The following is a 26284-nucleotide window of genomic DNA, read 5'->3' as shown; positions in this document are numbered from 1 at the left end:
TCACGCCGATTTGCGCTTCGGCACAGCAGCTTTCGGCTTGGTGCTTTTGGCCGCCGGCTTGGCTTTCTTAGCCGGGGCCTTCGCCGCACCGCCATCAGACAGGCTCTTCTTCAGCGCGTCGAACAGGTTGACGACGTTGGACGGCTTGGGCGCGGCCTGTGGCTTCGGCGCCTTCTTGCCGGCCTTCTTGGCGCGGATCAGTTCGAGCAGCGCGTCCTCATACTTGTCCTCGAATTTCGACGGATCGAACTTGGCTTTCTTCTTGTCGATGATGAGCTCGGCCAGATCGGTCATCTCCTGGTCGGTCTTCACCGCCTTGATGTCGCCGAAGACGCTATCGGGCTGCCGCACCGTGTTGTCGTAGCGCAAAGTGGTCAGGACCATGCCTTTGCCGAGCGGTTCGATGACGACGGGCCGTTCTCTGGCGTAGAGCACGATGCGCGCCAGCCCGGCCATCTTCTTGCCGGCCATGGCGTCGCGGATGACGGCAAAGGCCTCCTCCGACACCTTGTCGGCCGGCGCGACGTAATAGGGCGTGTCGAGATAGATCTGCTGGATCGAGGCTTTGTCGACAAAGCCGTCCAGCGCCATGGTGTGCGAGGACTCGATCTGCACCGCGGCGATCTCGTCTTCCTCGATATGGACGAAGTCGCCGTCGTCGAGTTCGTAGCCCTTGATCTCGTTGCCTTCGTCGAGCGGCTTGCCGGTTTCGGCATCGACATAGATGCGCTTGACCGTGTTGCCGGTCTTGCGGTTCAGCACCCGGAACGAGACTTTTTCGGTGTGGGTGACGACGTTGGTCAGTTCGACGGCGCAGGTGACCAGCGACAGTTTCAGATAGCCCTTCCAGGCTGGGCGGGGTGCCATGGCGAAACTCCTGCGCGATGCGGTTCAAGCGAGAACGGGTAAGGCCCGTTCTGGTTCCGGGCGCTGCCAAAGGGACCTTCCAGCCGTGCGCACGGAAATTTCGCTGGCGTCGCCGAAATTGAAACAGAAGCGCGCCCAAGCGACATCCAGACGAAACATATGTGATGCAAAAGTCACATTGGCCGGAAAGGACTCAAAAGGCTCTGAAAGACCCCGAAACAGCCGCATTCCGGCCACGAAGCGACGGGTTTTCGACCGAAGATTAACATCGTGTTCACCGACTATTCACGCCTCGACGTTATGATCCCCGCAATCGGACGGGACATCCGAAAATTGGGACAGGGACTTAAGAAAATGAAATTCTGGGGCCACATCGCCGGCTACGCCGCCGCCATCCGCGAATTCATCGCGCCGACCTATCGGCCGGAGCGCTATTACATGCGCGGCCCGGGCCCGGCCTGCGCCCGTCGCGGCAGTTCGCTCGGCGCGCACTGATCATGATGTTCGAAATGCGTCACGACAGCCGGATCTGCAGGCCGGCCGCCGACCACCGCGCAACCACCTACCGCGCCGAGCGCCCCGCGCTGGCCGCGAGAGGCCGTGCGACAACGCCGCGGCTTTGATCCCGCTGCCGGCAGGCTTAGTGTCGCCTGACATGAGCCACCGGATGTCCCGTGACTTCTTCTCCTGAACCCTTCGATGCCAACCAGCCATTGATCGTTTTCGATGGCGTCTGCGTGCTGTGCTCGGGCTTCGTGCGCACCGTGGTCAGGCTTGACCGCAAAAACCGTTTCCGCTTCGCCACGGCGCAGTCGCCCTTCGGCGAGGCGCTGTTCCACAAATACGGACTGCGCACCGACAGTTACGAGAACAATCTGGTCCTCATCGACGGCGCTCCTTTCGTGCGGCTGGACAGTTTCATTGCCGTGATGGCCGAGCTCGGCTGGCCGTGGCGCGCGGCGAGAGCCCTGCTGCTGTTGCCGCGCCCTTTGCGCGACTGGCTCTACGAACGCATCGCCAGAAACCGCTACGTCATCTTCGGCCGCAAGGACAGTTGCGACATCCCGTCCGCCGCGATGCGTGCGCGCATGATCGGCTAATCCCATGTCGCCCAAAAGTGACCTCGGTTTTGGGGAAACGACATGCATGGAGGCAACGGCGCAATGAGGCTCCTGGTCGTCGGCGGCTATGGCAAAGCTGAGCCTTTCCGCAGCCTCAGTCCGGAAGCGCCGCAACGGCGACGATCTCGATGACGATGTCGGCCTGGGCAAGCGCTGCGACGCCGATCACCTCCGAGGGCGGCGGATTGTTGTAGCTGCAATGCTTCGGACAATGCTCGGCGAAGAACGCGTCCAGCACGTCGAGGCGAAAATTGGGAGAGCTGAGGACGCCGCCATCGGGAAATGGCCCTCTGACGAAGAAGGTCAGCCTGATGAGGTGGTCGAGGCCGCTGCCCAGCTCCTCCAGATCCGATTTGATGTTGCCGAGAACTTCACGCCACTGCGCCGCCGCATCGCCGGCGAAGCCGCCGCCCTTCTTGCCGGCCGGATCGTAGTCGGCCGATGTCGCGGTGTTGCCGCAGAGATAGACGGTGCCTTTCGCGCCGCTGACGACTGTGCCTTTGCCCCACGGCATCAGCCGGCCGTTCTTGAACTTCTTGTGGGTTACGAGTTCCATTCTCTCCTCCCATGCCTCGCGTGACGCCCCCTGCCAACGCCAGAGGATAGTGCTGCGCAAAACTGCTGCCAGTCTGCTGGTCATTGTCCAGCAGACGGCCCTTGCGAAACCTCGTGGCGAAGGCGAAAGTTTTTTCAGGAGCCTTGTCGAAATCGGGCATGGCCGCGCGACATACGTTCGGCCCGCAACGGAGCGGCCCTCGAGAAAACGGGAGAAGACCATGCGATACATGCTTTTGATTTACGCAAACGAAGCCGCGATGGCGGCCGCGCCGAGCGACAAGACCTACGAGATCAGCGCCGCCTATGGCGCCTACACCGAAGCATTGAAGAAATCCGGAGCGTGGCTCGCCGGTGACCGGCTGAAGCCGACCCAGCTAGCCACCGCGGTGCGGACGGCCAACGGCAAGACCAATGTGCTCGATGGTCCCTATGCCGACACCAAGGAGCAGCTTGCCGGCTTCTACATGATCGAGGCTGACGACGCCGATGCGGCAATCGCGTGGGCAGCGCGCTGTCCGGGCGCCAGCGCCGGCACGATCGAGGTACGGCCGATCTGGGAAATGACCGAGTACATATCCGAGAAGTGACCCTGTGATGGACAGTCGCCCGGAGATCGTGCGGGCGGCGGCCGAGGCGGCCGCCCGGCAAGGCTACGGCAAACTGATTGCCTGGCTCGCGGCGCGCACGCGCGACGTGGCGGGGGCGGAGGATGCGTTGGCCGATGCCTTCGCGGCGGCGTTGGAGCGCTGGCCGCAGACCGGCGTGCCCGAGAAGCCTGAGGCATGGCTGCTGGCCGTCGCGCGCCGCCGTGGTGTCGATGCGGTGCGCCGTCGGCTGACCAGCGAGGCGAGCCGCGACCATCTCAAGCTGATGGCCGAGGAGATGGAGGCGAGCATGGAAGACGAAGACCTTCCCGACGAGCGTCTCAGGCTGATGTTTGCCTGCGCGCATCCGGTGATCGAAGCCAGCGTGCGGGCGCCGCTGATCCTGCAGACGGTTCTGGGTTTCGACGCGGCGACCATCGCCTCGGCCTTCCTGGTTTCGCCGGCAACGATGGGCCAGCGCCTGGTGCGCGCCAAGAGCCGCATCCGCGAGATCGGCATTCCGTTTCGCGTACCGGAGCGGGCCGAACTCAGCGAGCGGCTGGATACGGTGCTGGAGGCGATCTACGCCGCTTTCGCCGAAGGCTGGACCGACCCCGCCGGCACGGAGACCCGGACACGCAACCTGGCGACGGAAGGCATCTGGCTCGGACGGCTGGTGGCGTCGCTGATGCCGGACGAGCCGGAAGCGCTCGGCCTGCTGGCGCTGATGCTGTTTGCGGAGGCGCGGCGCGCGGCGCGGCGCAATGACGACGGCGACTATGTGCCGCTGGCCGATCAGGATTGCCGGCTTTGGGATCACGCCCTGATCGATGAAGCCGAAGCGCTGCTCGGCCATGCCGCGACCAAGGGGATCATCGGCCGCTACCAGCTCGAGGCCGCCGTGCAGTCGGTGCACGCGACGCGGCGGCGGACTGGCCAGACCGACTGGGCGGCGATCCGCAATTTCTACGATGCGCTGTCGGTGATATCAGGCTCGCCGGTGGTGGCGATCAACCGCGCCGTGGCGATCGCCGAGGCCGATGGGGCGACGGCGGGGCTGGCTGCGCTCTACGTGCTTGGCGACGACAAGCGGCTCGCCGACTATCAGCCCTACTGGGCGGCCCGCGCCGGACTGCTGGCCAGGCTCGGCAATGCGGCGCAGGCGGTCGAAGCCTACGACCGGGCGATCGGCCTCGAACGCGACCCGGCCGTGCGCCGATTTTTGCAGGCGAAACGGGCAATCCTGCAAAATTGAGCTTCGCCGCGCCCGCTCAGGCCGGCCACATCTCATGCGCCGTGTTGAGCCGCGTCATCAGCGGATGCGCCCGCAACACCGACCACAGGCGTTCGATGTTCGGCCAGCCCGTGCGGGCCTTGTCGATATCGGGGCGCCAGGCCACCAGCATGACGAGATAGATGTCGGCCAGCGACATCCCGCCGCCGACCAGCCAGTCTCGTCCCTCAAGTGCGGCATCGACAATGGTGAAGCCACGGTCCATCTCGGCAATGGCTGCCTGCTTGACGGCTTCCTTGCCATCGGCATCGGTGGTATAGCGATGGGCATAATACAGGCGCAGGATGGCCGGATAGAGCGCCGACGACATGAACGCCATCCAGCGCAGGAAGTCGGCGCGGTCCGGCGAACCTATAGCCGGTGCCAGACCCGCTTCCGGGTGACGCTCGGCAAGCAGGATGCAGATCGCCGCGGATTCGGTTATCGACTGACCGTTGGGCAAGGTCAGCACCGGAACCTGGTTCATCGGGCTGATGTCGAGAAACGCTGGATCGGGCCGGTCAGTCTTGGGGACGTCGATCTGCTCGAATGGCGCGTTTGCCAGCGCCAGAGCCGCCTCGACAACGAAGCCGGCGCTGCCCGGGCGCGTATAAAGTCTGTACATTAAAATCCTCCGCTGGCCGCACGAAGCAGGCCGGGGCGATTTGACCCGGAAGCCGTCCTCCGCTCAAGCCGGTGGCTGAAGCCACCAGCGGTTTTTCGGCTGTCCAGCGGGGACGGTCGTTTGCAGACGCGAGGCCTAAGCTCCCAACCCGTCGAACAGGATGGTCGAGAGATAGCGCTCGGCGAAGGACGGGATGATCACCACCAGGTTCTTGCCTTTGTTCTCCGGCCGCGAGCCGACGACGATGGCCGCCTGCAGCGCGGCGCCCGACGAGATACCGACGGGGACGCCTTCGAGGCGGGCGACGAGGCGGGCATTGGCGACCGAATCCTCATTGGAGACCTTGACGATCTCGTCATAGATCGAGGTGTCGAGGATCTTTGGCGCGAAGCCGGCGCCGATGCCCTGGATCTTGTGCGGGCCGGGCTGGCCGCCCGACAGAACGGGCGAGGCCTCCGGCTCGACGGCGACGACATGCACCGAAGGCTTGCGCTGCTTCAGCACCTGGCCGACGCCGGTGATGGTGCCGCCGGTGCCGATCCCGGCGACGAAGATGTCGACCCCGCCATCAGTGTCGTTCCAGATCTCTTCGGCCGTGGTGCGGCGGTGGATCTCCGGATTGGCCGGGTTCTCGAACTGCTGCGGAATGACGGCGTCGGGCAGAGTGGCGGCCAGTTCGTCGGCCTTGGCGATGGCGCCCTTCATGCCCTTGGGACCTTCGGTCAGCACCAGTTCGGCGCCGAGCAGCGCCAGCATCTTGCGGCGCTCCACCGACATGGTTTCGGGCATGGTCAGGATCAGCTTGTAGCCCTTGGCGGCTGCGGCGAAGGCGAGGGCGATGCCGGTATTCCCGGAGGTCGGCTCGATCAGCGTCGTCTTGCCGGGCTTGATGCGGCCCGACGCTTCCAGCGCCTCGATCATCGAAACGCCGATACGGTCCTTGACCGAGGCGATCGGGTTGAAGAATTCGAGTTTGGCCAGAAGGTTGGCGACGACGCCTTTCTCCCTGGCGAATTTGTCGAGCCGCACCAACGGCGTGTCGCCGATCGTCTCGGTGATCGAATTGTAGACGCGGCCGCGGCCGGGCACGCGCGGCGAAGAGACGGGCTTGTTCATTGGTTTCGCTCCCAGATCAGGCAATTGGCATCGGCGGACAGAATAGGGCTTTCGACCGCGCAAGATAGGCTGCCGGCCGAAAATATCGAGTGGGACGCTTGCTGAAAACGCTTGCCCTCCGGAAACGCATTTTCCGGATGGCCCGATTGGCGGAATGGATTGGCTGAAGCCGACCTATTGCCGGGCGGCAATGGCTGCCACGGCGCCAACCATGAAGCCGGCGGCGGTGCGGTTCAGCGCCTTCAGCGCGCGCGGCGATTTCAGGAACCAGCGCGCCTTGGCCGCCAGCGCCAGATAGGGCACCAGCACCACGAAGAGCACGATCACGGTGAGCATGACCAGGATGCCGTAGTCGGCAAGCGTGATGGTCTTCAGGTCGACGATGGTCGGCGTGATGGCGAGGTAGAAGATCATCGTCTTCGGATTGCCGAGCGTGACGGTGAGGCCGGCAAGGAAGCTCGACACCAGGCCGCCCTTGCCCTTGCGCGCCTCGACAGTCTCGGGGGTGATCCCGGCGGTCCAGAAACGCCAGCCGAGGAAGGCGAGATAGGCGACGCCCAGCCATTTGACGGCGAGGAAGACCATGCCGAATGTCTGGGCGACGAAGGCAAGGCCGAGCACCACGGCGGTGAGGTAGGTGAGGTCGCCGAGCATCAGGCCGAAGGACATGGCCAGCGACGAGCGAAAGCCGGAGCCCAGCGCCCGCGCCACAAGCGCGGTGACGCCAGGGCCGGGAATGGCGGCGGCGATGCCAAGTGCGGCGCTGTAGGCGAGAAAGCCGGTGAGGGTCATGACGGTTGCACCCCGTGAACGGACCCCTGATGCCATGAAAGCCGCCGGGGGCAAAACGGATTCGATTGCGCCAGAGGGTCGAACGGTCGTCCGGGCGCGGCCGACAACGAGAGATGGTTCACTTACGCGCCCGGGAAGAGCGGCTATCCCCCATCCGCCCCACCGCACGTTGCAATCCTTAATAGCTACGCTGTTGCGCGGCTACACCGGCAGGAGCCAGCCATGCTGGCGAAACGACTTCACATCCAGTTCATGCAATGGATGCCCAACAACTATTCGGAAGCGCGCGGTCACGTCCACGAGCTGGAATGGTACCTGTGGTTCGAGGGGCGGCAGGCTTTCAGCCTGTTCGACAAGGGCGCCAGCGATATCGTGCCTGCGCCCGGCTACTTCACCGACAGCCGGAACCCCTGCGCCCATCCGGTTCGTCCGATGATCTATCCGCTGGTCGTCAACAACCGCTTCAAGGTGCGGCTGGTCGCGTTGGAGCGCGACGCCCCGGACCCTGACGATTCCGCCAAGGGCGAATTCACCATCGACCTCGACACAAAATATCCGCCGGTGTCCGACTGGCGCATCATTGCTGCCGATCCGCGCAACACCGACCTCAACGTCGAAGCGTCGTTTCAGCTGCAATGGCTGGATTATGTCGACACCAATGAGATCCCCGACAGCGGCGTGCCGCGCATCGTCGACAAGTCCAACTATCCCTACCCGTGGGGCGCCGAGGTGATGGTATTCGAGCACTGGCTCGGGCTTGGCCGCAAGGCAGCGCTCAAGCTTGTCGACCGAAACCGCGCATCGCGCCGTGAATACTGGATGATCAACGGCAATGCGGCCCGGCGCATGGTGCAGGACGTCTATCGCTTCAACGTCAACCAGTTGGGCGTCGCCAACGACACGATCAGCAGTGTTTACGTGCCGAAGCTCAAGGATGGCCACGCCACGGTGACGCTCTACGAACACGACTTCAGCGACAGCCGCTTCGCGCAAGGGGCGAAGAAGTCGTTCGGCTCGGTCGGCCTCTTCAATCTCAGGGATACCGGTTTCGATGACCGCGTCTCATCGGCGGAGGTGATCCATACCTATCCCAAGGCGATCCATCGGGACGTGCACTGGGGCAGCGCTTTGCCAAATCAATCGGCTCAGGACGGCCCGTCGACATGAGTGATGCGCCAGATGGTGCCGTTTGCGTCCTCGGTGAGGATGAGCGCGCCGTCCCTGGCTACCGCCACGCCGACCGGTCGGCCCCAGACCGCATCATCGGAGAGGACGAAGCCGGTCATGAAATCCTGATATTCGCCGGTCGGCTTGCCGTCGCTGAATCTCAGCCGCACCACCTTGTAGCCGGTGCGCACACCACGGTTCCATGAGCCGTGCAGGGCGACGAAGGCATCGCCCCTATACTCGGCTGGAAAATTGCCGCCGTCATAGAAGGCGATGTTGAGCGGCGCCGAATGTGCCTGCATCAGCACGTCGGGCACGGTGACCGAGCCGGCGAGGTCAGGCCGCGCGCCCTTGTGGCGTGGATCCTCATTGGCGCCGATATAGTACCAGGGCCAGCCATAGAAGGCGCCGTCCTTGACCGAGGTGGCGTATTCGAACGGCACATTGTCGCCCAGCCCATCGCGCTCGTTGACGACGCACCAGAGCGCGCCGGTTGCCGGCTGCACAGTCATGCCCGAACAATTGCGCAGGCCGGTGGCGACGATGCGTCCATTCTTGCCGTCGGGATCGAAGGCCAGCACGTCGGCGCGGCCGCCCTCCCGGCCCCAGGCGGCGCCTGGAGGCATGGATTTGGCCCAGGCGTCGAGGCCGCCACGCGGTTCCTTCCCCATGCCCTCAGCGACATTCGATTTAGAACCGACCGAGACATACAGCGTCTTGCCGTCGGGCGAGAAGGCGATGTCGCGGGTCCAGTGGCCGCCCGGCGGGATCTCGGAGACGATTGTCTCCGCTTCGCCTGAGGCTTTCAGGTCGCCGTCGCGATAGGCAAAACGCACCACGCTGTCGGTGTTGGCGACATAGACCCATTGCGGCTTGTCGCCCGGCGGATAGAAGGCGATGCCGTAGGGCTGGTTGAGATCGCCGGCGAAAATGCTGTCCTCGGCCGGCTTCGCACTGCCCTTGGCCAGCCGATAGACGCGGACCTGGTTGGCATCGCTGTCGGCGACGAACAAATCACCATTCGGCGCCACGCACACGACGCGCGGATTGGCGATGCCGGAGGCGATCAATTCGGCCGAAAAGCCGGGCGGCAGGACAGGCTTGGCGCCTTCCGGCCGATCGCCAACGCCGGGGCCGTTGGAGGCGGATTCGGTGAGATAGGGCTTTTTCAGATCATCCGGTTTGATCAGACGGCGCACGCCCGGTCTGTCGGCCTTCCAATCGCCGAAAGCGTCCTTGCCGGTCAGCAACGGCTGGTCCTGGGCGAAGGCGCTGGTGGCCAGAAACAGGGCAAGGCCCGCCAAGCCGGCACTCCGGATCATGCTGTCCTCCTCGAATTCACACCGGTCGGCGCGTCATGCAAAGAGGAGATATTGTGCGTGTGCCGCAAATGAGAAGCGTGCGCGCACAGATTTGAGGTAGAGCCACTCAACTTTCCTCTTCGACGTCAAGGTCGTCATCGAGACGCTTTTCCAGCTTCACCAGATCGTCCGGCAGCGGCAGGCCCATGGCACGCATTTCGCGGAGCTTTTCACGCAGCTGCTCCTGGATTTCGTGCTCGTCCTCAGGCTGGTTGACCATTTCCTCGAGCAGCATACTGATCTGGGCCTTGAACGATTCAAGCGCCATTCTGCGCCCTCCTTTGCGGTGATCCCGGCTTTGGAATTATCTCAACATCCGGGTAATCAATTGGGCAGTGTAGTCGACCATCGGCACGATGCGGGCATAATTCAGCCTGGTCGGGCCGATGACGCCGAGCGCGCCGACGACGCGAGCGTCCTTGTCGCGGTAGGGCGCCACCACCAGCGACGAGCCGGAGAGCGAGAACAGCTTGTTTTCCGAACCGATGAAAATGCGCACGCCCGGCCCCTCTTCGGCGAGGTCGAGCAGCTGGATCAGTCCGTCCTGCGTCTCCAGATCCTCGAACAGGTGCCTGAGCAATTCGATGTCGGCCTGGGCGGTGACGTTTTCGAGCAGATTCGCGCGGCCGCGCACGATGAGGCGCGCCGGCAGGCCGCTGTCGGCCCCGGCCCACACCGCCAGGCCTTTCTCGACCAGATCCTGCGACAGCGTGTCGAGGGCGGCCCTGGTCTCGTCCTTGATGCGGGCGATCTCGATGCGCGCCTCGGCCAGCGTGCGGCCCCTGATATGGGCGTTGAGGAAATTGGAGGCCTCGTGCAGCTGCGAGACGGTGATGCCGGCCGGCAGGTCGACGACGCGGTTCTCGACATCGCCGTTCTGCGACACCATCACGGCCAGCGCCTTGGTCGCCTCGAGCTGGATGAACTCGATGTGCTTCAGCGCCACCTCGTTCTTGGTGGCGAGCACCAGGCCGGCGCCGCGCGACATGCCCGACAGCATCTGGCTGGCCTCGGTCAGCATGTGCTCCAGCGTGGCGCCCGAGCCGGAGGCGCGCACCTGCGCCTCGATGACACGGCGTTCCTCGTCGGAGAGATCGCCGAGCTCCATGAAGGCGTCGACGAAGAAGCGCAGGCCGGTCTGTGTCGGCAGGCGCCCGGCCGAGATGTGCGGGGCATAGATCAGGCCGAGATGTTCGAGGTCGCTCATCACGTTGCGGATGGTGGCCGGCGACAAAGACGACGGCAGGATGCGCGACAGGCTGCGCGATCCCACAGGTTCACCGTCCTTCAGATAGGACTCGACGATGCGCCGGAAGATGTCGCGCGAGCGCATGTCGAGCGACTGCAGCGCGGGCGCCAGCAGACTGGGTTCGGTGACTGCCTTGGTCATTCGGGCCAAAAACCTCCGCCCCAAGGATATAGACTTCCATCACCCCCGCGCAACCCGGTGCCGCACTTGCGGTCGCCAGTGTCGCTCTTGCGATCGCCCGGTGCCGCACTTGCGGTCACGGCGCGCCGCGCTTGCGGCCATTTTCCTTTGCGCCATGGCGTGCATGCGTCTACAAGCCGCCGACGCAACCGCAAAAAGAACAGAAAGAGGCCTCGATGCGCCCCTCCAAACGCCAAGCCGACGAAATGCGCGCCATCTCCTTCGAGCGCGGCGTGTCCAAGCACGCCGAAGGGTCGTGCCTGGTGAAATTCGGCGACACGCACGTCCTGTGCACGGCAAGCCTGGAGGAAAAAGTACCGGGCTGGATGCGCAATTCCGGCAAGGGCTGGGTGACCGCCGAATACGGCATGTTGCCGCGCTCGACCGGCGAACGCATGCGCCGCGAGGCTTCGGCCGGCAAGCAAGGCGGCCGCACGCTGGAAATCCAGCGGCTGATTGGCCGCAGCTTGCGCGCCGTCGTCGATTTGCAGGCGCTGGGCGAACAGCAGATCACCGTCGACTGCGATGTCATCCAGGCCGATGGCGGCACCCGCACGGCCTCGATCACCGGCGGCTGGGTGGCGCTTTACGATTGCCTGCGCTGGATGGAAGCGCGGCAGATGGCTAGCGTTGCCAAGGTGCTGAAGGACCATGTCGCGGCGATTTCCTGCGGTATCCATGACGGCCAGCCGGTCATCGACCTCGACTATGTCGAGGATTCGTCCGCCGGCACCGACGCCAATTTCGTCATGACCGGCAAGGGCGGCATCGTCGAGATCCAGGGCACCGCCGAGGGCGAGCCTTTCTCCGAAGGGCAGTTCGCGGAGCTGATGGGACTCGCGAAGAAGGGCATTCAGCGACTGGTCAGCTTGCAGCAGATGGCTGTTGCCTGACATTGAATGGGATGACGTTGGCGATCCTGCACACCCCCCTCTGGCCTGTCGGGCATCTCCCCCGCAAGGGGGGAGATCGGATGTCGCCTTGGGTTTCGCCAACCATTAACGTTGAAGCGTTGTCAGCGGGACTGCCAATCTCCCCCCTTGCGGGGGAGATGGCCGGCAGGCCAGAGGGGGGTGCCTGATGCAGCCCTCCGCTATTCTCGAATCGGCCCTCTACGTCACCGACTTGCATGCCGCCGAAACCTTCTACCGCGATGTGATAGGCCTCGAACCACTCGGCAAAGTCGAGAACCGTCACGTCTTCTTCCGCTGCGGCGCTGGCGTTCTCCTCCTCTTCAACGCCGAAGCCACAAAAATCCCTCCGGCGCCCGATGCGCGGCTGAAAGTGCCGCCGCATGGCACGGTCGGCGAGGGCCATCTTTGCTTTGCCGCGAGCGCCGACGAGCTTGCGGGCTGGAAGGAACACCTCCAGGCGAAAAAGATCGCCATCGAAAGCGAATTCGAATGGCCGCAAGGCGGACGCTCGATCTACATACGCGACCCCTCGGGCAATTCGATCGAATTCGCCGAGCCACGGATCTGGGGCCTTTGATGCATTCTCTCGATGGAAAAAAGATTGTCGTCGCGAGCCACAATGCAGGCAAGCTGCGTGAATTCGCCGATTTGATGGGTCCGTTCGGCTTCGAGGCGAAGTCGGCCAAGGACTTCGGCCTGCCGGAGCCGGACGAGACCGGCACAACTTTCGAGGAAAACGCCTACATCAAGGCTTTTGCGGCGGCTAAAGCCACAGGCCTGCCGGCGCTGTCGGACGATTCGGGCCTCTGCGTCGATGCGCTCGACGGCGCGCCCGGCGTCTACACCGCCAACTGGGCCGAAACCCCGGAAGGCACGCGCGATTTCGGCATGGCCATGCAGCGCACGGAAGTTGCCTTGCAGGAGGTTGGCGCCGCCCAGCCGGCGCAGCGCAAGGGCCGCTTCGTCGCCGTCATCTGCCTCGCCTTTCCCGATGGCGAGGCCGAATATTATCGCGGCGAGGCGGAAGGCACACTGGTCTGGCCGCCGCGCGGCGAACTCGGTTTCGGCTACGACCCGGTGTTTTTGCCCGACGGTTTCGACAAGACGTTTGGCGAGATGAGCGCTGAGAAAAAGCACGGCTGGAAGCCCGGCCAGCCGACCGCGCTGTCGCACCGCGCCCGCGCCTTCCAGAAGTTCGCCCGCGCGCGGCTTGGTTCGGTCTGAGATGCCGCTGGATCGCAGCCCGGGCTTCGGCGTCTATATCCATTGGCCGTTCTGCGCGGCCAAATGCCCGTATTGCGACTTCAACAGCCATGTCCGCCACCAGCCGGTCGACCAGGAACGCTTTGCCCGCGCCTTCGAAACGGAGCTTGCGACCATGCGGGCGCGCACCGGGCCACGCGACGTCACCAGCATCTTTCTCGGCGGCGGCACGCCGTCGCTGATGCAGCCGCGGACGGTGGCGGCGGTGCTGGACGCCGTGGCGAAGAACTGGACGGTCCCTGATGGCATCGAGGTGACGCTTGAAGCCAACCCGTCCTCGGTCGAGGCCGAGCGTTTTCGTGGCTATCGCGCCGCCGGCGTCAACCGTGTGTCGCTCGGCGTGCAGGCGCTGAACGACAAGGATTTGCGCTTCCTCGGCCGGCTGCACAATGTCGACGAAGCGTTGCATGCCATTGGACTGGCGCGCGAGATTTTTCCGCGCCTTTCCTTCGATCTGATCTACGCGCGCCCCGGCCAGACGCTCGACGCATGGCAGGCGGAGCTCGAGCAGGCGATCGGCCACGCCGCCGATCATCTGTCGCTCTACCAGCTGACCATCGAGGAAGGCACGCCGTTCCATGCGCTGCATGCGGCACACAAATTCACCATTCCCGACAATGACCGGGCGGCCGACCTCTATGCCCTGACGCAGGAGGTCACCGCCTCGCATGGCTTGCCGGCCTACGAGATTTCCAACCACGCCAGGCCGGGCGCCGAGAGCCGTCACAATCTGACTTACTGGCGCTACGGCGAATATGTCGGCGTGGGGCCGGGCGCACATGGCCGTTTCATCGAGAACGGCCACCGCACCGTCACCATCGCCGAGCGAATGCCGGAAACCTGGGCCAATCTGGTCGAAACCAAAGGCCATGGCGTCACCGGCGGCGAGGTCTTGACGCGCTCGGAGGAGGCCGACGAGTTCCTGCTGATGGGATTGCGACTGGCCGAGGGCATCGACCTTTCGCGCTACGAAGCGTTTTCCGGACGCGGCCTGTCGAGCGCGCGACTGACCGTGCTGCAGGATGAAGGGCTCGTGGCGCCGATCGGCAACGCCCGCCTGCGCGCCACGCCGGCCGGCATGATCGTGCTCGACGCCGTGGTGGCGGATCTGGCGCGGTAATCCCTTGAAGAACGTCCTCTTCGTCTGCAGCCAGAACCGCTTGCGCAGCCCGACCGCCGAGCAGGTGTTTTCCAAGCGCCCGGATGTCGCGGTTGCCTCGGCCGGGACCAATCACGACGCCGACACGCCGCTGACGCATGAACTGGTGGCCTGGGCCGACATCATCTTCGTCATGGAAAAGGCGCACCGCACCAAATTGCAGAAGAAGTTCAAGGTAAGCCTGAAGAAGGCGCGGGTGATCTGCCTCGACATTCCGGACGACTATGAATTCATGGATGCGGAGCTGGTCCGATTGCTCGAAGTGAGGGTAACGCGATTCCTGGGTTAGTGGGTTTCTTCCAGGCGGCGTATCAACCACGCGGTCGTCATCCTAGGGCGGAGCAGGAGCGAAGCTCCGTCGCGCAGACCCTAGGATCCATTCCGTTACATCAGCCGAAGAGTGCGGCGGTGCAGAATTCTGGATCGCCGCAACGCTTCAACGTCACGGAATGGATCCTCGGGTCTGCGCCGCGTCGCTACGCTCCTTGCTCCGCCCGTGGATGACGAAGGGCGCGGATGGCGAAGCCAATCGCCAAGCGTTGCAGATTGCGCTTCTGATGGTGCGCGTTTCTGTGCGATCAAGCGTCGTGCTTGAAGCGGCGCTTGCCGCGGTCCTTTTCGGCATGAGCGTCGCCTGGTCGGGCCGGCTTGGCGTCGGCCTTGTCGCGGCGGACGCTGTGCTGGTCGTTCATAGGATGCGGCTGCACGCCTTCTCTGGCGCTCTTGGTTTCAAGACGGGTGATGAAGATATCAAAGCGATTGGGCATCGTCCGGTCAGTGCTCCGTCGTGCTGCTCTGCAGGTTATCGGGCTGATTGTCGGAAAGCCTGACATTCGTCGGCAAAAGGGTGGTGGCCCTGGTGTCGCTCTTGGCAAGCAGACGCTTGTCCTTCGGTGTGGGCACGCGCTTGCGCCCGGCATAGTAGGGCTCGAAAACGTCCTGCAATTTCAGGCTGTCCATCCTGTCCTCCTCCTCAAGAGACTCAGGTATTCAATCCGCCGGCCACGGTTTCGTTCCCTACTATGGCAAAGACATGGCGGCCGGATTACATCGACGTGAGGTTCGGGCCCGGACGCCGGGCGTTTTGCAACCGCGCCTGCGCCATGCCAAACAGGGCTGAACGGAGATGTGAGCGGTGACCGGCGAAAAACGCAGCTATGTGATCGGCCAGACCGAGATGCCGGTCCGGCCGCTCGAGCCAGCGCTCTATCTGGTGGCGACGCCGATCGGCAATCTCGCCGACATCACGCTGCGCGCGCTGGAAACGCTGGCCGCCGCCGACATCGTCGCCTGCGAGGACACCCGCGTGTCGCGCGTGCTGCTCGACCGCTACGGCATCCGCCGCCGTACCACTGCCTATCACGAACACAATGCCGGCGAGGCCGGGCCGAAGCTGATCGCAGCGCTCGAGGCCGGACAGAGTGTGGCGCTGATTTCGGATGCCGGGACGCCGCTGATCTCCGATCCCGGCTACAGGCTGGTCGGCGAGGCTCAGGAGCGCGGCCTGCGCGTCGTGCCGATCCCCGGCCCATCGGCGCCGCTGGCGGCGCTGACGGCGTCTGGCCTGCCGTCGGACGCCTTCCTGTTCGCCGGCTTTCTGCCGGTGAAGACCGGGCAGCGGCTGACCAAGCTGGAAACGTTCAAGGCGGTGCCGGCGACGCTGATCTTCTTCGAATCGCCGCGCCGGCTGGCAGAGACGCTGGTCGCCATGGTCGAGGCGATGGGCGGTGAGCGGAAAGCCGCGATCGGCCGCGAGCTGACCAAGACCTTCGAGGAAATGCGCACCGGAACGTTGCAGGCGCTGGCCGACCACTATGCCGCGGCCGACACGCCGAAGGGCGAGATCGTCATTTGCGTCGGCCCGGCCGAGGCAAAGGCCGACCAACCCGCCGACATCGACCGGCTGCTTCTGTCGCTGGCCGCCGAAATGCCGGCCTCGAAGGCGGCGGCGGAAGCCGCGAAAATGACCGGCGGGCAGAAACAGGCGCTTTACCGGCGCTTGCTCGAACTCAAGGATGCCGGCGATGGCTAAGCGCCCGAGCGCCAGCCGCCAGAAAGCCTATCGGCGCGGCCATCGCGGCGAGTGGCTGGCAGCAGTGGCGCTGATGCTGAAGGGCTACCGGATTCTCGCGCGCCGCCATCGCACCCGCTTCGGCGAAATCGACCTGATCGCAAAGCGCGGCGATCTCGTGCTGTTCGTCGAGGTCAAGGCGCGGCGCACGCTGATGGAAGCAATGGAGGCGATCGGCCACGAATCCGAACGCCGCATCGAGGGCGCCGCCGACATCTGGCTGTCGCGGCAGCCGGACTATGGAAAACTGTCGATGCGGTTCGACATGGTGGCGGTGCTGCCCTGGCGCTGGCCGGTGCATGTCGAGAATGCGTTTTATGGAAGGGGTTGAGGGCGGCTTACTGACAAGCGTTGAACGCCCTTCGCTGGCTCAGGGCGTTCGTCGCTCGGAAAGCCAAGCAGTTGGCTTTCCGTCCGCTGCGCGGACCGCTCCTCACCCCCAAACCATCAACGCCACCAGCCCGACGCCGCCCACCACCAGGCGCCACCAGCCGAACAGCGCGTAGCCGTTGCGCGAGACGTAATCGAGCAGGAAGCGAACGACGAAGAGCGCGGTGACGAAGGCGGCGACGAAGCCGATGGCGATGATCGGCAGGTCGGCCGTGGTCAAGACGTTGCGGTTCTTGAAGAGGTCGAAGGCGAAGGCGCCGACCATGGTCGGTATGGCGAGGAAGAAGGAGAATTCCGCGGCCGCCCGCTTGTCGACGCCCAGAAGCAGCGCGCCGACGATGGTCGAGCCGGAACGCGACGTCCCGGGGATCAGCGACAGGCACTGGAACAGGCCGATCTGCAGATAAAGCCTTGTCGGGAAGCGCTCGACGTCGCGGTAGACCGGCTGCAGCTTCATGCGGTCGACGACCAGCAGCACGACGCCGCCGATGATCAGCATGATGCAGATCAGCCTTGGCGATTCGAACAGCACGGTCTTGATGAAATCATGCCCCAGCGCGCCGATGATGGCCGCCGGCAGGAAGGCGATCAGGATGCCGAGGACGAAATGCCGCGTCAGCCGGTCATGCGGCAGGTCGAGCAGCATCTGCCACAAGCGGCGGAAATAGACACTGAGGATCGCCAGGATGGCGCCGAGCTGGATCAGGATCTCGAAAGCTTTGCCTGTGGAATGGAAGCCGAGGAAATGGCCGGCGAGCAGGATGTGGCCTGTCGAGGAGACCGGGATGAACTCGGTCAGCCCCTCGAGCAGGCCGAGCAGCAGGGCTTCGACGATGGTGTGGCTATCCATGGCAACCTCGGCATTCAAATGACGGAAGGAAACGACTAGCAAAGGGCTTGCTTGTCACGGCGTGGAAGTCCCCCTATAGGTCGCAACACCGTGACGGTCGCATGACGGGCCGCCAAGACTTACCGGTGCGCCCTGCGATTCGCCAGTGCGCTTAATTATCGCGGAACCATGCTGACGCTTTTCCATCATCCGATGTTCGCCACCTGCCGCTTCGTTCGCCTCGCCTTTGGCGAGTATGGCGAGGAGCTGGCGCTGATCGAGGAAAAGCCGTGGACGCGGCGCAAGGAGTTTCTGGCGCTGAACCCGGCCGGCACCTTGCCGATCCTGCTTGCCGAGGGCGACGTGCCGATCGTCGGCGCCATGGTGATTGCCGAATATCTCGACGAGACGCGCGGCGTGCTGAAACGCGACAAACGGTTGTTTGCCGAGGACCCGATGCAACGCGCGGAAATCCGCCGGCTGACCGACTGGTATCTCAACAAGGCCGAGAGCGAAGTGACCCGGCATCTGGTGCGCGAGCGCGTGCTGAAGCCGGTCATGCCGGAAACGGCGGGCGGTGGCTCGCCCGATTCGGCGGCGATCCGTGCTGCCCGCGCCAACATCCGCCAACATATGAAATACACCAACTGGCTGGCCGGCACCCGCCACTGGCTGGCCGGCAACAAGGTGACCTATGCCGACCTCGCGGCAGCGGCGACGCTGTCGGTGCTGGATTATCTCGGCGAGATCGACTGGCGCGAGCACGCCGCCGCGCGCGAATGGTACACGCGGGTGAAATCGCGGCCGTCGTTTCGGCCGCTGCTTTCGGACCGGGTGCGCGGCCTGTCGCCGGTGTCGCATTATGCGGACCTCGACTTCTAAAAGCCAAACCTTGCGCGCGCTGATCGACGCCGAGGCGCGGCGCGCCGGCTTCGATGCGATCGCCGTCACCACCCCCCATGCAATCCCGCTGGCGCCCGCACGTCTGGCCGAATTCGTCGCCGACGGCTTTCATGGCTCGATGGCGTGGATTGCCGAGACGCTCGAGCGCCGCAGCGAACCCTCGGCGCTGTGGCCCGACGTGCGCTCGATCATCGTGCTGGCGATGAATTACGGCCCGGACCACGATCCGCGTGCGCTGCAGGCAAGACGCGATCGCGGCGCGATCTCGGTCTATGCGCAAAACCGCGACTATCACGAGGTGATGAAGGGCCGGCTGAAGGAGATCGCCGGCAAGATCGTGGCGCGGGCCGGCGGCGACGTGAAGGTTTTCGTCGATACCGCACCGGTGATGGAAAAGCCGCTGGCCGAGGCCGCCGGGCTCGGCTGGCAAGGCAAGCACACCAATCTGGTCAGCCGCGAGCACGGCTCGTGGCTGTTCCTCGGCACCATCTTCACCACAGCGGAATTGGCACCCGATGCAGCCGAGATAGACCATTGCGGCTCCTGCCGCGCCTGCCTCGATGCCTGCCCGACCGATGCCTTTCCGGCACCCTACCGGCTCGATGCCAGGCGCTGCATTTCCTACCTCACCATCGAGAGCAAAGGCCCGATCCCGCGCGAATTCCGCGAAAAGATGGGCAACCGTATCTATGGCTGCGACGATTGCCTGGCCGCCTGTCCATGGAACAAGTTCGCCCGCGCCGCCTCCGAAGCAAAGCTTGCCGCGCGCGACGAATTGCGCGAGCCGCCGCTGGCCGAGCTGCTGAGTCTGGACGACGCGGCGTTCAGGGCTTTCTTCTCGGGCTCGCCGATCAAGCGCATCGGCCGCGACCGCTTTGTCCGCAATGTGCTGACCGCCGCCGGCAATTCCGCCGATGTTTCGCTGGCCGATCCGGTCCGCGCCTTGCTGGACGATCCGTCGCCGCTGGTGCGGGGTGCTGCCATCTGGGCGCTGGCCCGGCTGGCGCCGGCTGACGAATTCAGGGAGCTGGCCGCCATCAGCTTGAAAAGCGAAACCGAGGCTACAGTGCGGGACGAATGGCTGTCCGCGCTGCCAATTGAGGCGCATGCATGAGCGAAAAGCAGATCTTCATCTTCGGCGCCGGCTATTCGGGCAAGGCGTTTGCCCGGGCGAACACGGAAACGGTGACGATTTTCGGCACCACGCGCTCGGCTGAAAAATTCGAATCGCTCAAACGGGCCGGCATTGCGCCGTTGCTGTTCGACGGCGCGCTGACGGGCGAAATCGGCGATGCGCTGGAGAAAACGACCCATCTCGTCATCTCGGTCGCCCCGGAAGAGGCCGGGGACCCCGTGCTCAATGCGGCGCGCCAGGCGATTGCGGCGATGCCGGCGCTTGAATGGATCGGCTATCTCTCGACCGTTGGCGTCTACGGCAATTATGACGGCGCCTGGGTCGATGAGACGGCCGCTTGCCGGCCGGTGTCGAAACGCTCGGCCATGCGGGTGGCGGCCGAGCAGGAGTGGCTGGAGCTTGGCGGGCAGATCGGCAAGCCGGTGGCAATCCTGCGGCTTTCCGGCATTTACGGGCCGGGCCGCAATGCGCTGATCAATCTGGAGAATGGCACCGCACGGCGGCTGGTCAAGCCCGACCAGGTCTTCAACCGCATCCATTGCGACGATATTGCCGGCGCGCTGTGGCATCTCGCCGAGGGCAACTTATCAGGCATTTTCAACGTCACCGATGATGAGCCGGCGCCACCGCAGGATGTCGTCACCTATGCCGCATCGCTGATGGGCGTCGAGCCGCCACCGGAAATTCCCTTCGAGACCGCCCAACTTTCGCCCATGGCGCGGTCCTTCTATGGCGAGAACAAGCGCGTCGCCAACACCGCGATCAAGGCCGAGGGCTATCGGTTCCGCTTTCCGGACTATCGCCAGGCATTCGACCGGATGTGGGCCGATGGGACCTGGCGCGACGGCGAGCCGCGCAGCCCTATGAAGCGACCGTGATCGAAACCAAGCGGCGGGCGTGGTATGATTCGCCCGGTAGCGCGGCTTGTTGCAGTGGGGGCTCATGACGATTTCGATGCGATCCTTGCCCGGCAGACGGCCGTTCCTGACGGCGACGCTGGCGATCGTTGCCTTGGCAGGGCTGGTGGCGGGTGCAATCACGGCCGAGCCGCGGGCAAAGGACCTGTTCGGGGCCAAGAAGCTGCCTGCGGTGGCGGCTGCGCAATCCTTCGGCTTCTATTCCAAGGGCTGCTTCACCGGCGGCGTCGCCATTCCGATGGACGGCCAGAACTGGGAAGTGATGCGTCCGTCGCGCAACCGCCGCTGGGGCCATCCGACGATGATCGCGCTGATCGAGAAACTGTCGCGCGATGCCGCCGCCGACGGCTGGCCCGGGCTTCTGATCGGCGACATCTCGCAGCCGCGCGGCGGGCCGATGCTGACCGGGCATGCCTCACACCAGATCGGCCTCGACGCCGACATCTGGCTGACGCCGATGCCCGACCGCAAGCTCACGACCCAGGAGCGCGAAAACATCAGCGCCACGTTGATGGTCGATGACAAGACGCATCTGGTGAAGGACCGGCTGTGGAAGCCGATGCATACGCAGCTGTTGAAGCGGGCGGCGAGCTATCCGGAAGTCGAGCGCATCCTGGTCAATCCCGGCATCAAGAAGAAGCTGTGCGACACCGTGACCGGCGACCGCTCATGGCTGCGCAAGATCCGGCCGTTCTGGGGCCATGACTACCATTTCCACATCCGCATCGGCTGCCAGCCGGGTTCGCCCAACTGCAAGGGACAGGAAGCGACGCCCGACGATGATGGCTGCGGCAAGCCCTTGGCCTGGTGGTTCACCGAGGAGCCGTGGCGTCCCAACAAGAACCCGGACGCGCCCAAGGCGCGCGACGTGATGACGATGGCGAACCTGCCGAAACAGTGCCAGTTCGTTCTCGACCAGCCCGACGCGGATTCGGCCGAAGCCGTCACCTATCGCAGCGGCGGCGGCGTTCCGATCGCCGCCAGGGCGCCCGAACCCGACACGCCTTCGCCGCCCGCCGTGAGCAACGCGGCCGCACTGCCAAGCGCCGTCAACGCTTTTGCCGAGACGCCGGAGATCGGCGTACCTTTGCCGAGACCACGGCCGTGAGGCTGACCGCTGCTTCACGTCTGACCACCGGCGCTTTACCGCCGGTCACTCAAGGTGCAATGATCCTGCCATAGCGCGGGCAGGAGGTACGGCATTGCAGACGGAGGATACCGGCCTTCTCCGCGTCGTCCGGCGGGTAGCTCTTCTCAATCTGGGATACTTCGTCGTCGAGTTCGCCGTGGCATCTGCGATCGGCTCCGTGTCGCTGTTCGCGGACAGTGTTGATTTCCTGGAAGATACCTCGGTCAATTTTCTTATTCTGGTTGCCCTGAGCTGGGCCGCACCTGGCCGTGCGAAGGTTGGCATGGCCCTGGCGGCCATTCTTCTGGTGCCTGGGTTGGCAACGCTCTGGACGGCCTGGGCCAAGTTCAGCCTGCCGGTCGCGCCGGCGCCGTTGCCGCTGTCCCTGACAGGCGCCGGCGCCTTGGCCGTGAACCTGTCTTGCGCGTTCATGTTGGCACCCTTCCGCCAGTCCAGCGGCAGCCTGACAAAGGCGGCGTTCCTTTCCGCGCGCAACGACGCCTTTGCCAACGTAGCCATTATCGGCGCTGGCCTTGTCACTGCTGTGATCTGGCATTCTGCTTGGCCCGACCTGATTGTCGGTCTGGGAATTGCCGCCATGAATGTCGATGCGGCTCGCGAAGTCTGGTCCGCGGCTCGCGAGGAGCACAAAGCGTCCGCCTAGTGGCGAGATCGTGGCCGTTTGGCCGCAGAGTCGACCTCAGTGCGCCGCTGGGCTCGAAAAGCGTTTCCCTTTTCAAACCCATGCGCTAGTCAATCGATTGAAACGGCGCAACGGCATCGCAAAGGGGACGACCAAGGCATGGCAGGCGACGACGACGACGCGTTGCGGTTTCCAGTGTTGATCGGCGACATCGGCGGAACGAATGCGCGCTTTTCGATCGTGCTCGACGCGAATTCGGACGGCGGCGAGCCGCATATCGTGCAGACGGCCAATTTCAACACCATAGACGAGGCAATCCAGGCGGCGGTGCTCGACCGCTCGTCCATCCGGCCGAATTCGGCGGTGCTGGCGATCGCCGGGCCGGTCGATGGCGACGAGATCCCGCTCACCAACTGTCCCTGGGTGGTGAAGCCGAAGCAGATGTTTTCCAATCTTGGCCTGAGCGACATCGTCGTGCTCAACGATTTTGAGGCGCAGGCGCTGGCAGTCGTGGCGCTCGGCGAAGAGCATATGGAAAAGATCGGCGGCGGCACGCCGGAGCCCAATGCCGGGCGCGTCGTGCTCGGCCCCGGCACCGGGCTTGGGGTGGCCGGTCTGGTTCATGCGCTGAACCACTGGATACCGGTGCCCGGCGAGGGCGGCCACATGGACATCGGCCCGCGCTCTCAGCGCGATTTCGAGGTGTTCCCACATATCGAGAAGCTCGAAGGCCGCATTTCGGGCGAGCAGATCCTGTGCGGGCGCGGCCTGGTCAATGTCTACCGCGCCGTGGCCAAGGCCGACGGCAAGCCGACGCCGTTCACCACGCCGGCCGAAATCACCGGCGCGGCGCTAGCCAAGACCGATGCGGTTGCCGAGGAAGCGCTGGCGCTGTTCGTCACCTGCCTTGGCCGCACCGCCGGTGACCTGGCGCTGGTGTTCATGAGCCGCGGCGGCGTGTTTTTGACCGGCGGCATTGCGCAAAAGATCGTGCCGGCGCTGAAGCAGGGCAATTTCCGCGCCGCCTTCGAGGACAAGGCGCCGCACAGCGCGCTGATGGCCTCGATGCCGGTCTATGTCATCACCCACCCGCTGGCGGCCCTTTCCGGCCTGGCCGCCTATGCCAGAAACCCGTCGCTGTTCGGCGTCCAGACGCAGGGACGGCGTTGGCGGGCGTGATCCGCACTGCAAAAAGTGGCGATCAACTCTAAATCGTGAACTAAGCCGCGACGAAGTTTCGCCGCCTTGGCCATAGGCAAGCCACGGCCGGAGCGTTAAGAGGAGGCCGAATTCCAGCCCGCCCTACGACGCGGAAACCGACGAAGTGCAGCAAATTTGACATTTCAAAGCCCAAACAGAGCCAAGGTGAGGCCGGCCGAGGTCACGGCCGTGCTGCGCCGCATCCTGGCTGAAAACAGCCGCGACTATCGCTCGTCCTATGCCGTCGCCATCATCTGCTCGCTGCTGGTTTCGGGCACCACAGCCTTCAGCGCCTGGATCATGGCGCCGATGGTCAACCAGATATTCTACGAACGGCAGGGCGGCGCCGTGGTGTGGATCTGCGCCGGTTTCATGGGCGCCTTCATGATCCGCGGCTTCGCCGGTTACGGCCAGGCAGTGGCGCTCGCCACAATTGGCAACAATCTGGTGGCGCGCTACCAGAGACGCATCTTCGACCACCTGATGAAGCTCGGTGTCGACTTCTTCAACGACACGCGTTCCGGCCGGCTGGCGGCACAGGTCAACGAGAATGTCGGCGGCATTCGCGACCTGCTGTCGCTGACCCTGGTCTCGATCACCCGCGACGCGGTCACGCTGGTCGGCCTTGTCGGCGTCATGATCTACCAGGATCCGGTGCTATCGCTGAGTTCGCTGCTGATCGGGCCGCCGCTGATCTGGGCTGTCGTCTACATCACGCGCCGGGTGCGCAAGATCAATCGCGAATCGGTGCTGATCAATGCGCGGCTGATCGGCGCCGTGCAGGAGGCGACCCAAGGCATCGCCATCGTCAAGGCCTTCACCATGGAGGACGAACTGTCGCGCCGCATCGGCGAGCTTGCCGCTACAGCGGAGCAGCGCAGCAACAAGATCGCCCGCGTCTCGGAACGGTTGTCGCCGATTTCCGACATGCTGGCTGGCCTCGCGGTCACCGCGGTCATCGGCTATTCCGGCTATCGGGCACTGGTCCTCGGCCAGCCTCCGGGTGCGGTGTTTTCGTTCATCACCGCGCTGATCCTGGCCTATGACCCGGCGCGCCGTCTGGCGCGCATGCAGGTCTCGATGGAGCGGGCACTGGTCAATGCGCGCATGATCTACGAGCTGCTCGACCGCGAGCCGAAGCAGGGCGACGCGCCAGGCGCCGCAGAGGCTCATTTCACCACCGGCGCCGTGCGGTTCAACAACGTGTCCTTCCGCTATGTCGAGGAAGTGCCGGTGCTGCAGGATCTGAGCTTCACCGCCGCCGCCGGCAAGATGACGGCCATCGTCGGCGCCTCGGGCGCCGGCAAGACGACGCTGGTGGCGCTGCTGCAGCGTTTCTACGATGTCGATGCAGGGACGATCGAAATCGACGGCCAGGACATTTCCAAAGTCACCAAACACTCGCTGCGCGGCTCGATCGCCTATGTCTCGCAGTCGCCCTATCTGTTCGAAGGCACCATCCGCGACAACATCAGGTATGGCCGGCTTTCGGCCACCGACGCCGAGATCGAACAGGCGGCGATCCTGGCCGCGGCCGACGACTTCATCCGCCAGCAGCCTGAAGGCTACGACACGCCGGTCGGCGAAGGCGGCTCGACGCTGTCGGGCGGCCAGCGCCAGCGCGTCTCGATCGCCCGCGCCATTGTGCGCAATGCGCCGATCCTGCTGCTCGACGAAGCGACCTCGGCGCTCGACAACGAGGCAGAGGCCCGCGTTCAGGAAGCGCTGAGCCATGTCATGCAAGGCCGCACGACGATCGTCATCGCGCACCGGCTGTCGACGGTCGTCAATGCCGACCATATCATCGTGCTCGAAGAGGGCCGGCTGGTCGAGGAAGGCACGCACGCCTCGCTTATGGCCGATCCGCACAGCGTCTATGCCCGCTTCCACCGGGTGCAGGGCAAGAAGGGGCTGGGGCTTGTCGACGACGCCAAGCCCATTCAAACTCCGCTGCCGCGTACGCGCGCAAAGAAGGTAGTGAGGAACGCATGAGCGAAACGGGCGATATGGGCCTGGTGGTGGTCGGAGCGGCCGGTCGCATGGGCCAGACGCTGATCCGTACCATCCATTCGATGCCGGGCGCGCGCGTGGTCGGCGCAGTCGAGCGGGCCGGATCGCCCTATCTCGGCAAGGATGCGGGTGAACTGGCAGGCATCGGTATCATCAACGTGGCGATATCGGACGATCCGCTGCCGGTCTTCGCCAAGGCCGACGGCGTGCTCGACTTCACCGCCCCGGCGGCCACCGTCGAATTCGCCGGCTATGCCGCGCAGGCGCGCATTGCCCATGTCATCGGCACCACGGGCTGCTCGGCGGACGACAATGCCAGGATAGAAGCGGCGGCACGCCATGCGACGATCGTCAAATCCGGCAATATGAGCCTCGGCGTCAATCTGCTGGCGGTGCTGGTCGAACAGGCCGCGCGCGCGCTCGACGCCGACGATTACGACATCGAGATCCTCGAAATGCACCACAAGCACAAGGTCGATGCGCCGTCGGGCACCGCATTGCTTCTCGGCGAAGCGGCTGCGGCGGGACGCGGCATTGCGCTTGCCGGCAACGATGTGCGGGTGCGCGATGGCCATACCGGCGTGCGCAAGCCTGGAACGATCGGTTTCGCCTCGCTTCGCGGCGGCTCGGTGGTCGGCGACCACAGCGTCATCCTGGCCGGCACCGGCGAGCGCATCACGCTGGCGCACCATGCCGAAGACCGCGCGATCTTTGCCCGCGGCGCGGTCAAGGCAGCCCTTTGGGCGCGCGGCAAAAAGCCCGGACTGTATTCCATGCGGGACGTGCTCGGCCTGAGCTGAGGCGTCTATTTTCTTACGCAATTCCGGA

Annotated in this window: 31 protein-coding genes; 20 read left to right on the top strand and 11 right to left on the bottom strand. The window is 64.6% G+C overall.

Going from position 1 to position 26284, the window contains the following annotated elements; all coding sequences use genetic code 11:
- Complete coding sequence (ku, locus tag ACWGTO_RS15935; protein ID WP_454575773.1) at positions 1 to 867, bottom strand: non-homologous end joining protein Ku; 867 nt, start codon at positions 865 to 867, stop codon at positions 1 to 3.
- 354 nt (positions 868 to 1221) lie between these two features.
- Here ku and ACWGTO_RS15930 point away from each other — a divergent pair, with 354 nt between their 5' ends.
- Together ACWGTO_RS15930 and ACWGTO_RS15925 are read left to right on the top strand one after the other, a co-directional pair.
- Positions 1222 to 1362, top strand: coding sequence for a hypothetical protein (locus ACWGTO_RS15930; protein WP_023672040.1), 141 nt, complete (start codon positions 1222 to 1224; stop codon positions 1360 to 1362).
- Positions 1363 to 1541: 179 nt separating this feature from the next.
- Positions 1542 to 1967, top strand: coding sequence for a thiol-disulfide oxidoreductase DCC family protein (locus ACWGTO_RS15925; RefSeq protein WP_454575772.1), 426 nt, complete (start codon positions 1542 to 1544; stop codon positions 1965 to 1967).
- A 115-nt stretch (positions 1968 to 2082) separates the two neighbouring features.
- On the opposite strand, the gene ACWGTO_RS15920 is transcribed toward ACWGTO_RS15925, so the two are convergent.
- On the bottom strand, positions 2083 to 2544 hold the full coding sequence (locus tag ACWGTO_RS15920) for a RidA family protein (protein WP_454575771.1): 462 nt from the start codon (positions 2542 to 2544) through the stop codon (positions 2083 to 2085).
- A 220-nt stretch (positions 2545 to 2764) separates the two neighbouring features.
- Here ACWGTO_RS15920 and ACWGTO_RS15915 point away from each other — a divergent pair, with 220 nt between their 5' ends.
- Together ACWGTO_RS15915 and ACWGTO_RS15910 are read left to right on the top strand one after the other, a co-directional pair.
- Complete coding sequence (locus ACWGTO_RS15915; RefSeq protein WP_454575770.1) at positions 2765 to 3133, top strand: YciI family protein; 369 nt, start codon at positions 2765 to 2767, stop codon at positions 3131 to 3133.
- A gap of 7 nt (positions 3134 to 3140) precedes the next feature.
- On the top strand, positions 3141 to 4385 hold the full coding sequence (locus ACWGTO_RS15910) for an RNA polymerase sigma factor (protein ID WP_454575769.1): 1245 nt from the start codon (positions 3141 to 3143) through the stop codon (positions 4383 to 4385).
- Between the two features lie 16 nt (positions 4386 to 4401).
- On the opposite strand, the gene ACWGTO_RS15905 is transcribed toward ACWGTO_RS15910, so the two are convergent.
- From ACWGTO_RS15905 to ACWGTO_RS15895, 3 genes are all read right to left on the bottom strand, one after another.
- Complete coding sequence (locus ACWGTO_RS15905) at positions 4402 to 5028, bottom strand: glutathione S-transferase family protein (RefSeq protein WP_454575768.1); 627 nt, start codon at positions 5026 to 5028, stop codon at positions 4402 to 4404.
- Positions 5029 to 5163: 135 nt separating this feature from the next.
- Complete coding sequence (gene cysK / locus ACWGTO_RS15900) at positions 5164 to 6144, bottom strand: cysteine synthase A (protein ID WP_352674863.1); 981 nt, start codon at positions 6142 to 6144, stop codon at positions 5164 to 5166.
- A gap of 174 nt (positions 6145 to 6318) precedes the next feature.
- On the bottom strand, positions 6319 to 6936 hold the full coding sequence (locus tag ACWGTO_RS15895; RefSeq protein ID WP_454575767.1) for a LysE family translocator: 618 nt from the start codon (positions 6934 to 6936) through the stop codon (positions 6319 to 6321).
- A gap of 222 nt (positions 6937 to 7158) precedes the next feature.
- Here ACWGTO_RS15895 and ACWGTO_RS15890 point away from each other — a divergent pair, with 222 nt between their 5' ends.
- A complete protein-coding gene (locus tag ACWGTO_RS15890; protein WP_454575766.1) occupies positions 7159 to 8103 on the top strand; it encodes a hypothetical protein in 945 nt (314 codons plus the stop codon).
- Here ACWGTO_RS15890 and ACWGTO_RS15885 read toward each other — a convergent pair.
- The 3 genes from ACWGTO_RS15885 to hrcA all read right to left on the bottom strand — a co-directional run bounded on the left by ACWGTO_RS15885 (position 8082) and on the right by hrcA (position 10854).
- Positions 8082 to 9425 (bottom strand): PQQ-dependent sugar dehydrogenase, encoded by a 1344-nt coding sequence (locus ACWGTO_RS15885; RefSeq protein WP_454575765.1) that lies wholly within the window; start codon positions 9423 to 9425, stop codon positions 8082 to 8084. The genes ACWGTO_RS15890 and ACWGTO_RS15885 overlap by 22 nt on opposite strands.
- Positions 9426 to 9531: 106 nt before the next feature.
- On the bottom strand, positions 9532 to 9732 hold the full coding sequence (locus ACWGTO_RS15880; protein WP_181059937.1) for a hypothetical protein: 201 nt from the start codon (positions 9730 to 9732) through the stop codon (positions 9532 to 9534).
- Between the two features lie 36 nt (positions 9733 to 9768).
- Positions 9769 to 10854, bottom strand: coding sequence for a heat-inducible transcriptional repressor HrcA (gene hrcA, locus ACWGTO_RS15875; RefSeq protein WP_454575764.1), 1086 nt, complete (start codon positions 10852 to 10854; stop codon positions 9769 to 9771).
- 215 nt (positions 10855 to 11069) lie between these two features.
- Here hrcA and rph point away from each other — a divergent pair, with 215 nt between their 5' ends.
- From rph to ACWGTO_RS15850, 5 genes are all read left to right on the top strand, one after another.
- A complete protein-coding gene (gene rph / locus ACWGTO_RS15870) occupies positions 11070 to 11786 on the top strand; it encodes a ribonuclease PH (protein ID WP_023687552.1) in 717 nt (238 codons plus the stop codon).
- Positions 11787 to 11973: 187 nt separating this feature from the next.
- Entirely contained in the window at positions 11974 to 12384 is a 411-nt protein-coding gene (locus tag ACWGTO_RS15865) for a VOC family protein (protein WP_454575763.1), read from the top strand.
- Positions 12384 to 13031, top strand: a complete 648-nt coding sequence (gene rdgB, locus ACWGTO_RS15860; RefSeq protein ID WP_454575762.1) for an RdgB/HAM1 family non-canonical purine NTP pyrophosphatase — start codon at positions 12384 to 12386, stop codon at positions 13029 to 13031. Before ACWGTO_RS15865 ends, rdgB begins: the two co-directional genes overlap by 1 nt.
- 1 nt (position 13032) lies before the next feature.
- Positions 13033 to 14190: a radical SAM family heme chaperone HemW gene (gene hemW, locus ACWGTO_RS15855; RefSeq protein WP_454575761.1), complete on the top strand. Its 1158-nt coding sequence runs from the start codon at positions 13033 to 13035 to the stop codon at positions 14188 to 14190.
- A gap of 4 nt (positions 14191 to 14194) precedes the next feature.
- Complete coding sequence (locus tag ACWGTO_RS15850; protein WP_454575760.1) at positions 14195 to 14518, top strand: low molecular weight protein tyrosine phosphatase family protein; 324 nt, start codon at positions 14195 to 14197, stop codon at positions 14516 to 14518.
- 289 nt (positions 14519 to 14807) lie between these two features.
- Here ACWGTO_RS15850 and ACWGTO_RS15845 read toward each other — a convergent pair whose 3' ends face one another.
- Positions 14808 to 14996, bottom strand: coding sequence for a hypothetical protein (locus ACWGTO_RS15845; RefSeq protein ID WP_454575759.1), 189 nt, complete (start codon positions 14994 to 14996; stop codon positions 14808 to 14810).
- 7 nt (positions 14997 to 15003) lie between these two features.
- A complete protein-coding gene (locus ACWGTO_RS15840) occupies positions 15004 to 15189 on the bottom strand; it encodes a hypothetical protein (RefSeq protein ID WP_454575758.1) in 186 nt (61 codons plus the stop codon).
- Between the two features lie 175 nt (positions 15190 to 15364).
- Here ACWGTO_RS15840 and rsmI point away from each other — a divergent pair, with 175 nt between their 5' ends.
- The gene (gene rsmI / locus ACWGTO_RS15835) at positions 15365 to 16261 is read left to right on the top strand and encodes a 16S rRNA (cytidine(1402)-2'-O)-methyltransferase (RefSeq protein WP_454575757.1); all 897 of its coding nucleotides are present in this window, start codon (positions 15365 to 15367) and stop codon (positions 16259 to 16261) included.
- Positions 16254 to 16631, top strand: a complete 378-nt coding sequence (locus ACWGTO_RS15830) for a YraN family protein (protein WP_454575756.1) — start codon at positions 16254 to 16256, stop codon at positions 16629 to 16631. The genes rsmI and ACWGTO_RS15830 overlap by 8 nt, the downstream gene beginning before the upstream one ends.
- A gap of 102 nt (positions 16632 to 16733) precedes the next feature.
- Here the strand turns inward: ACWGTO_RS15830 and ACWGTO_RS15825 are convergent, their stop codons facing one another.
- Positions 16734 to 17540 carry an undecaprenyl-diphosphate phosphatase gene (locus ACWGTO_RS15825; protein ID WP_454575755.1) on the bottom strand — a complete coding sequence of 269 codons (807 nt, stop codon included), beginning with the start codon at positions 17538 to 17540 and terminating at the stop codon, positions 16734 to 16736.
- Positions 17541 to 17708: 168 nt separating this feature from the next.
- Between ACWGTO_RS15825 and ACWGTO_RS15820 the strand changes: the two genes are divergently transcribed.
- The 8 genes from ACWGTO_RS15820 (at position 17709) to dapB (ending at position 26256) form a co-directional block, all read left to right on the top strand.
- Positions 17709 to 18401 carry a glutathione S-transferase family protein gene (locus ACWGTO_RS15820; RefSeq protein ID WP_454575754.1) on the top strand — a complete coding sequence of 231 codons (693 nt, stop codon included), beginning with the start codon at positions 17709 to 17711 and terminating at the stop codon, positions 18399 to 18401.
- Positions 18382 to 19536 carry a tRNA epoxyqueuosine(34) reductase QueG gene (gene queG, locus ACWGTO_RS15815; protein ID WP_454575753.1) on the top strand — a complete coding sequence of 385 codons (1155 nt, stop codon included), beginning with the start codon at positions 18382 to 18384 and terminating at the stop codon, positions 19534 to 19536. Before ACWGTO_RS15820 ends, queG begins: the two co-directional genes overlap by 20 nt.
- Positions 19533 to 20435: an SDR family oxidoreductase gene (locus tag ACWGTO_RS15810; protein WP_454575752.1), complete on the top strand. Its 903-nt coding sequence runs from the start codon at positions 19533 to 19535 to the stop codon at positions 20433 to 20435. Before queG ends, ACWGTO_RS15810 begins: the two co-directional genes overlap by 4 nt.
- 64 nt (positions 20436 to 20499) lie before the next feature.
- Complete coding sequence (gene mepA / locus ACWGTO_RS15805; RefSeq protein ID WP_454575751.1) at positions 20500 to 21582, top strand: penicillin-insensitive murein endopeptidase; 1083 nt, start codon at positions 20500 to 20502, stop codon at positions 21580 to 21582.
- A gap of 94 nt (positions 21583 to 21676) precedes the next feature.
- Positions 21677 to 22267 carry a cation transporter gene (locus ACWGTO_RS15800; protein WP_454575750.1) on the top strand — a complete coding sequence of 197 codons (591 nt, stop codon included), beginning with the start codon at positions 21677 to 21679 and terminating at the stop codon, positions 22265 to 22267.
- 138 nt (positions 22268 to 22405) lie between these two features.
- Positions 22406 to 23425, top strand: coding sequence for a glucokinase (locus ACWGTO_RS15795; RefSeq protein ID WP_454575749.1), 1020 nt, complete (start codon positions 22406 to 22408; stop codon positions 23423 to 23425).
- 156 nt (positions 23426 to 23581) lie between these two features.
- Entirely contained in the window at positions 23582 to 25438 is a 1857-nt protein-coding gene (locus ACWGTO_RS15790) for an ABC transporter ATP-binding protein (RefSeq protein WP_454575748.1), read from the top strand.
- Positions 25435 to 26256, top strand: coding sequence for a 4-hydroxy-tetrahydrodipicolinate reductase (gene dapB / locus ACWGTO_RS15785; RefSeq protein WP_454575747.1), 822 nt, complete (start codon positions 25435 to 25437; stop codon positions 26254 to 26256). Before ACWGTO_RS15790 ends, dapB begins: the two co-directional genes overlap by 4 nt.
- Positions 26257 to 26284: the final 28 nt, after the last annotated feature.

This window comes from Mesorhizobium sp. PL10, from assembly GCF_053714315.1.
This window is presented reverse-complemented; position numbering and strand designations above follow the sequence as displayed.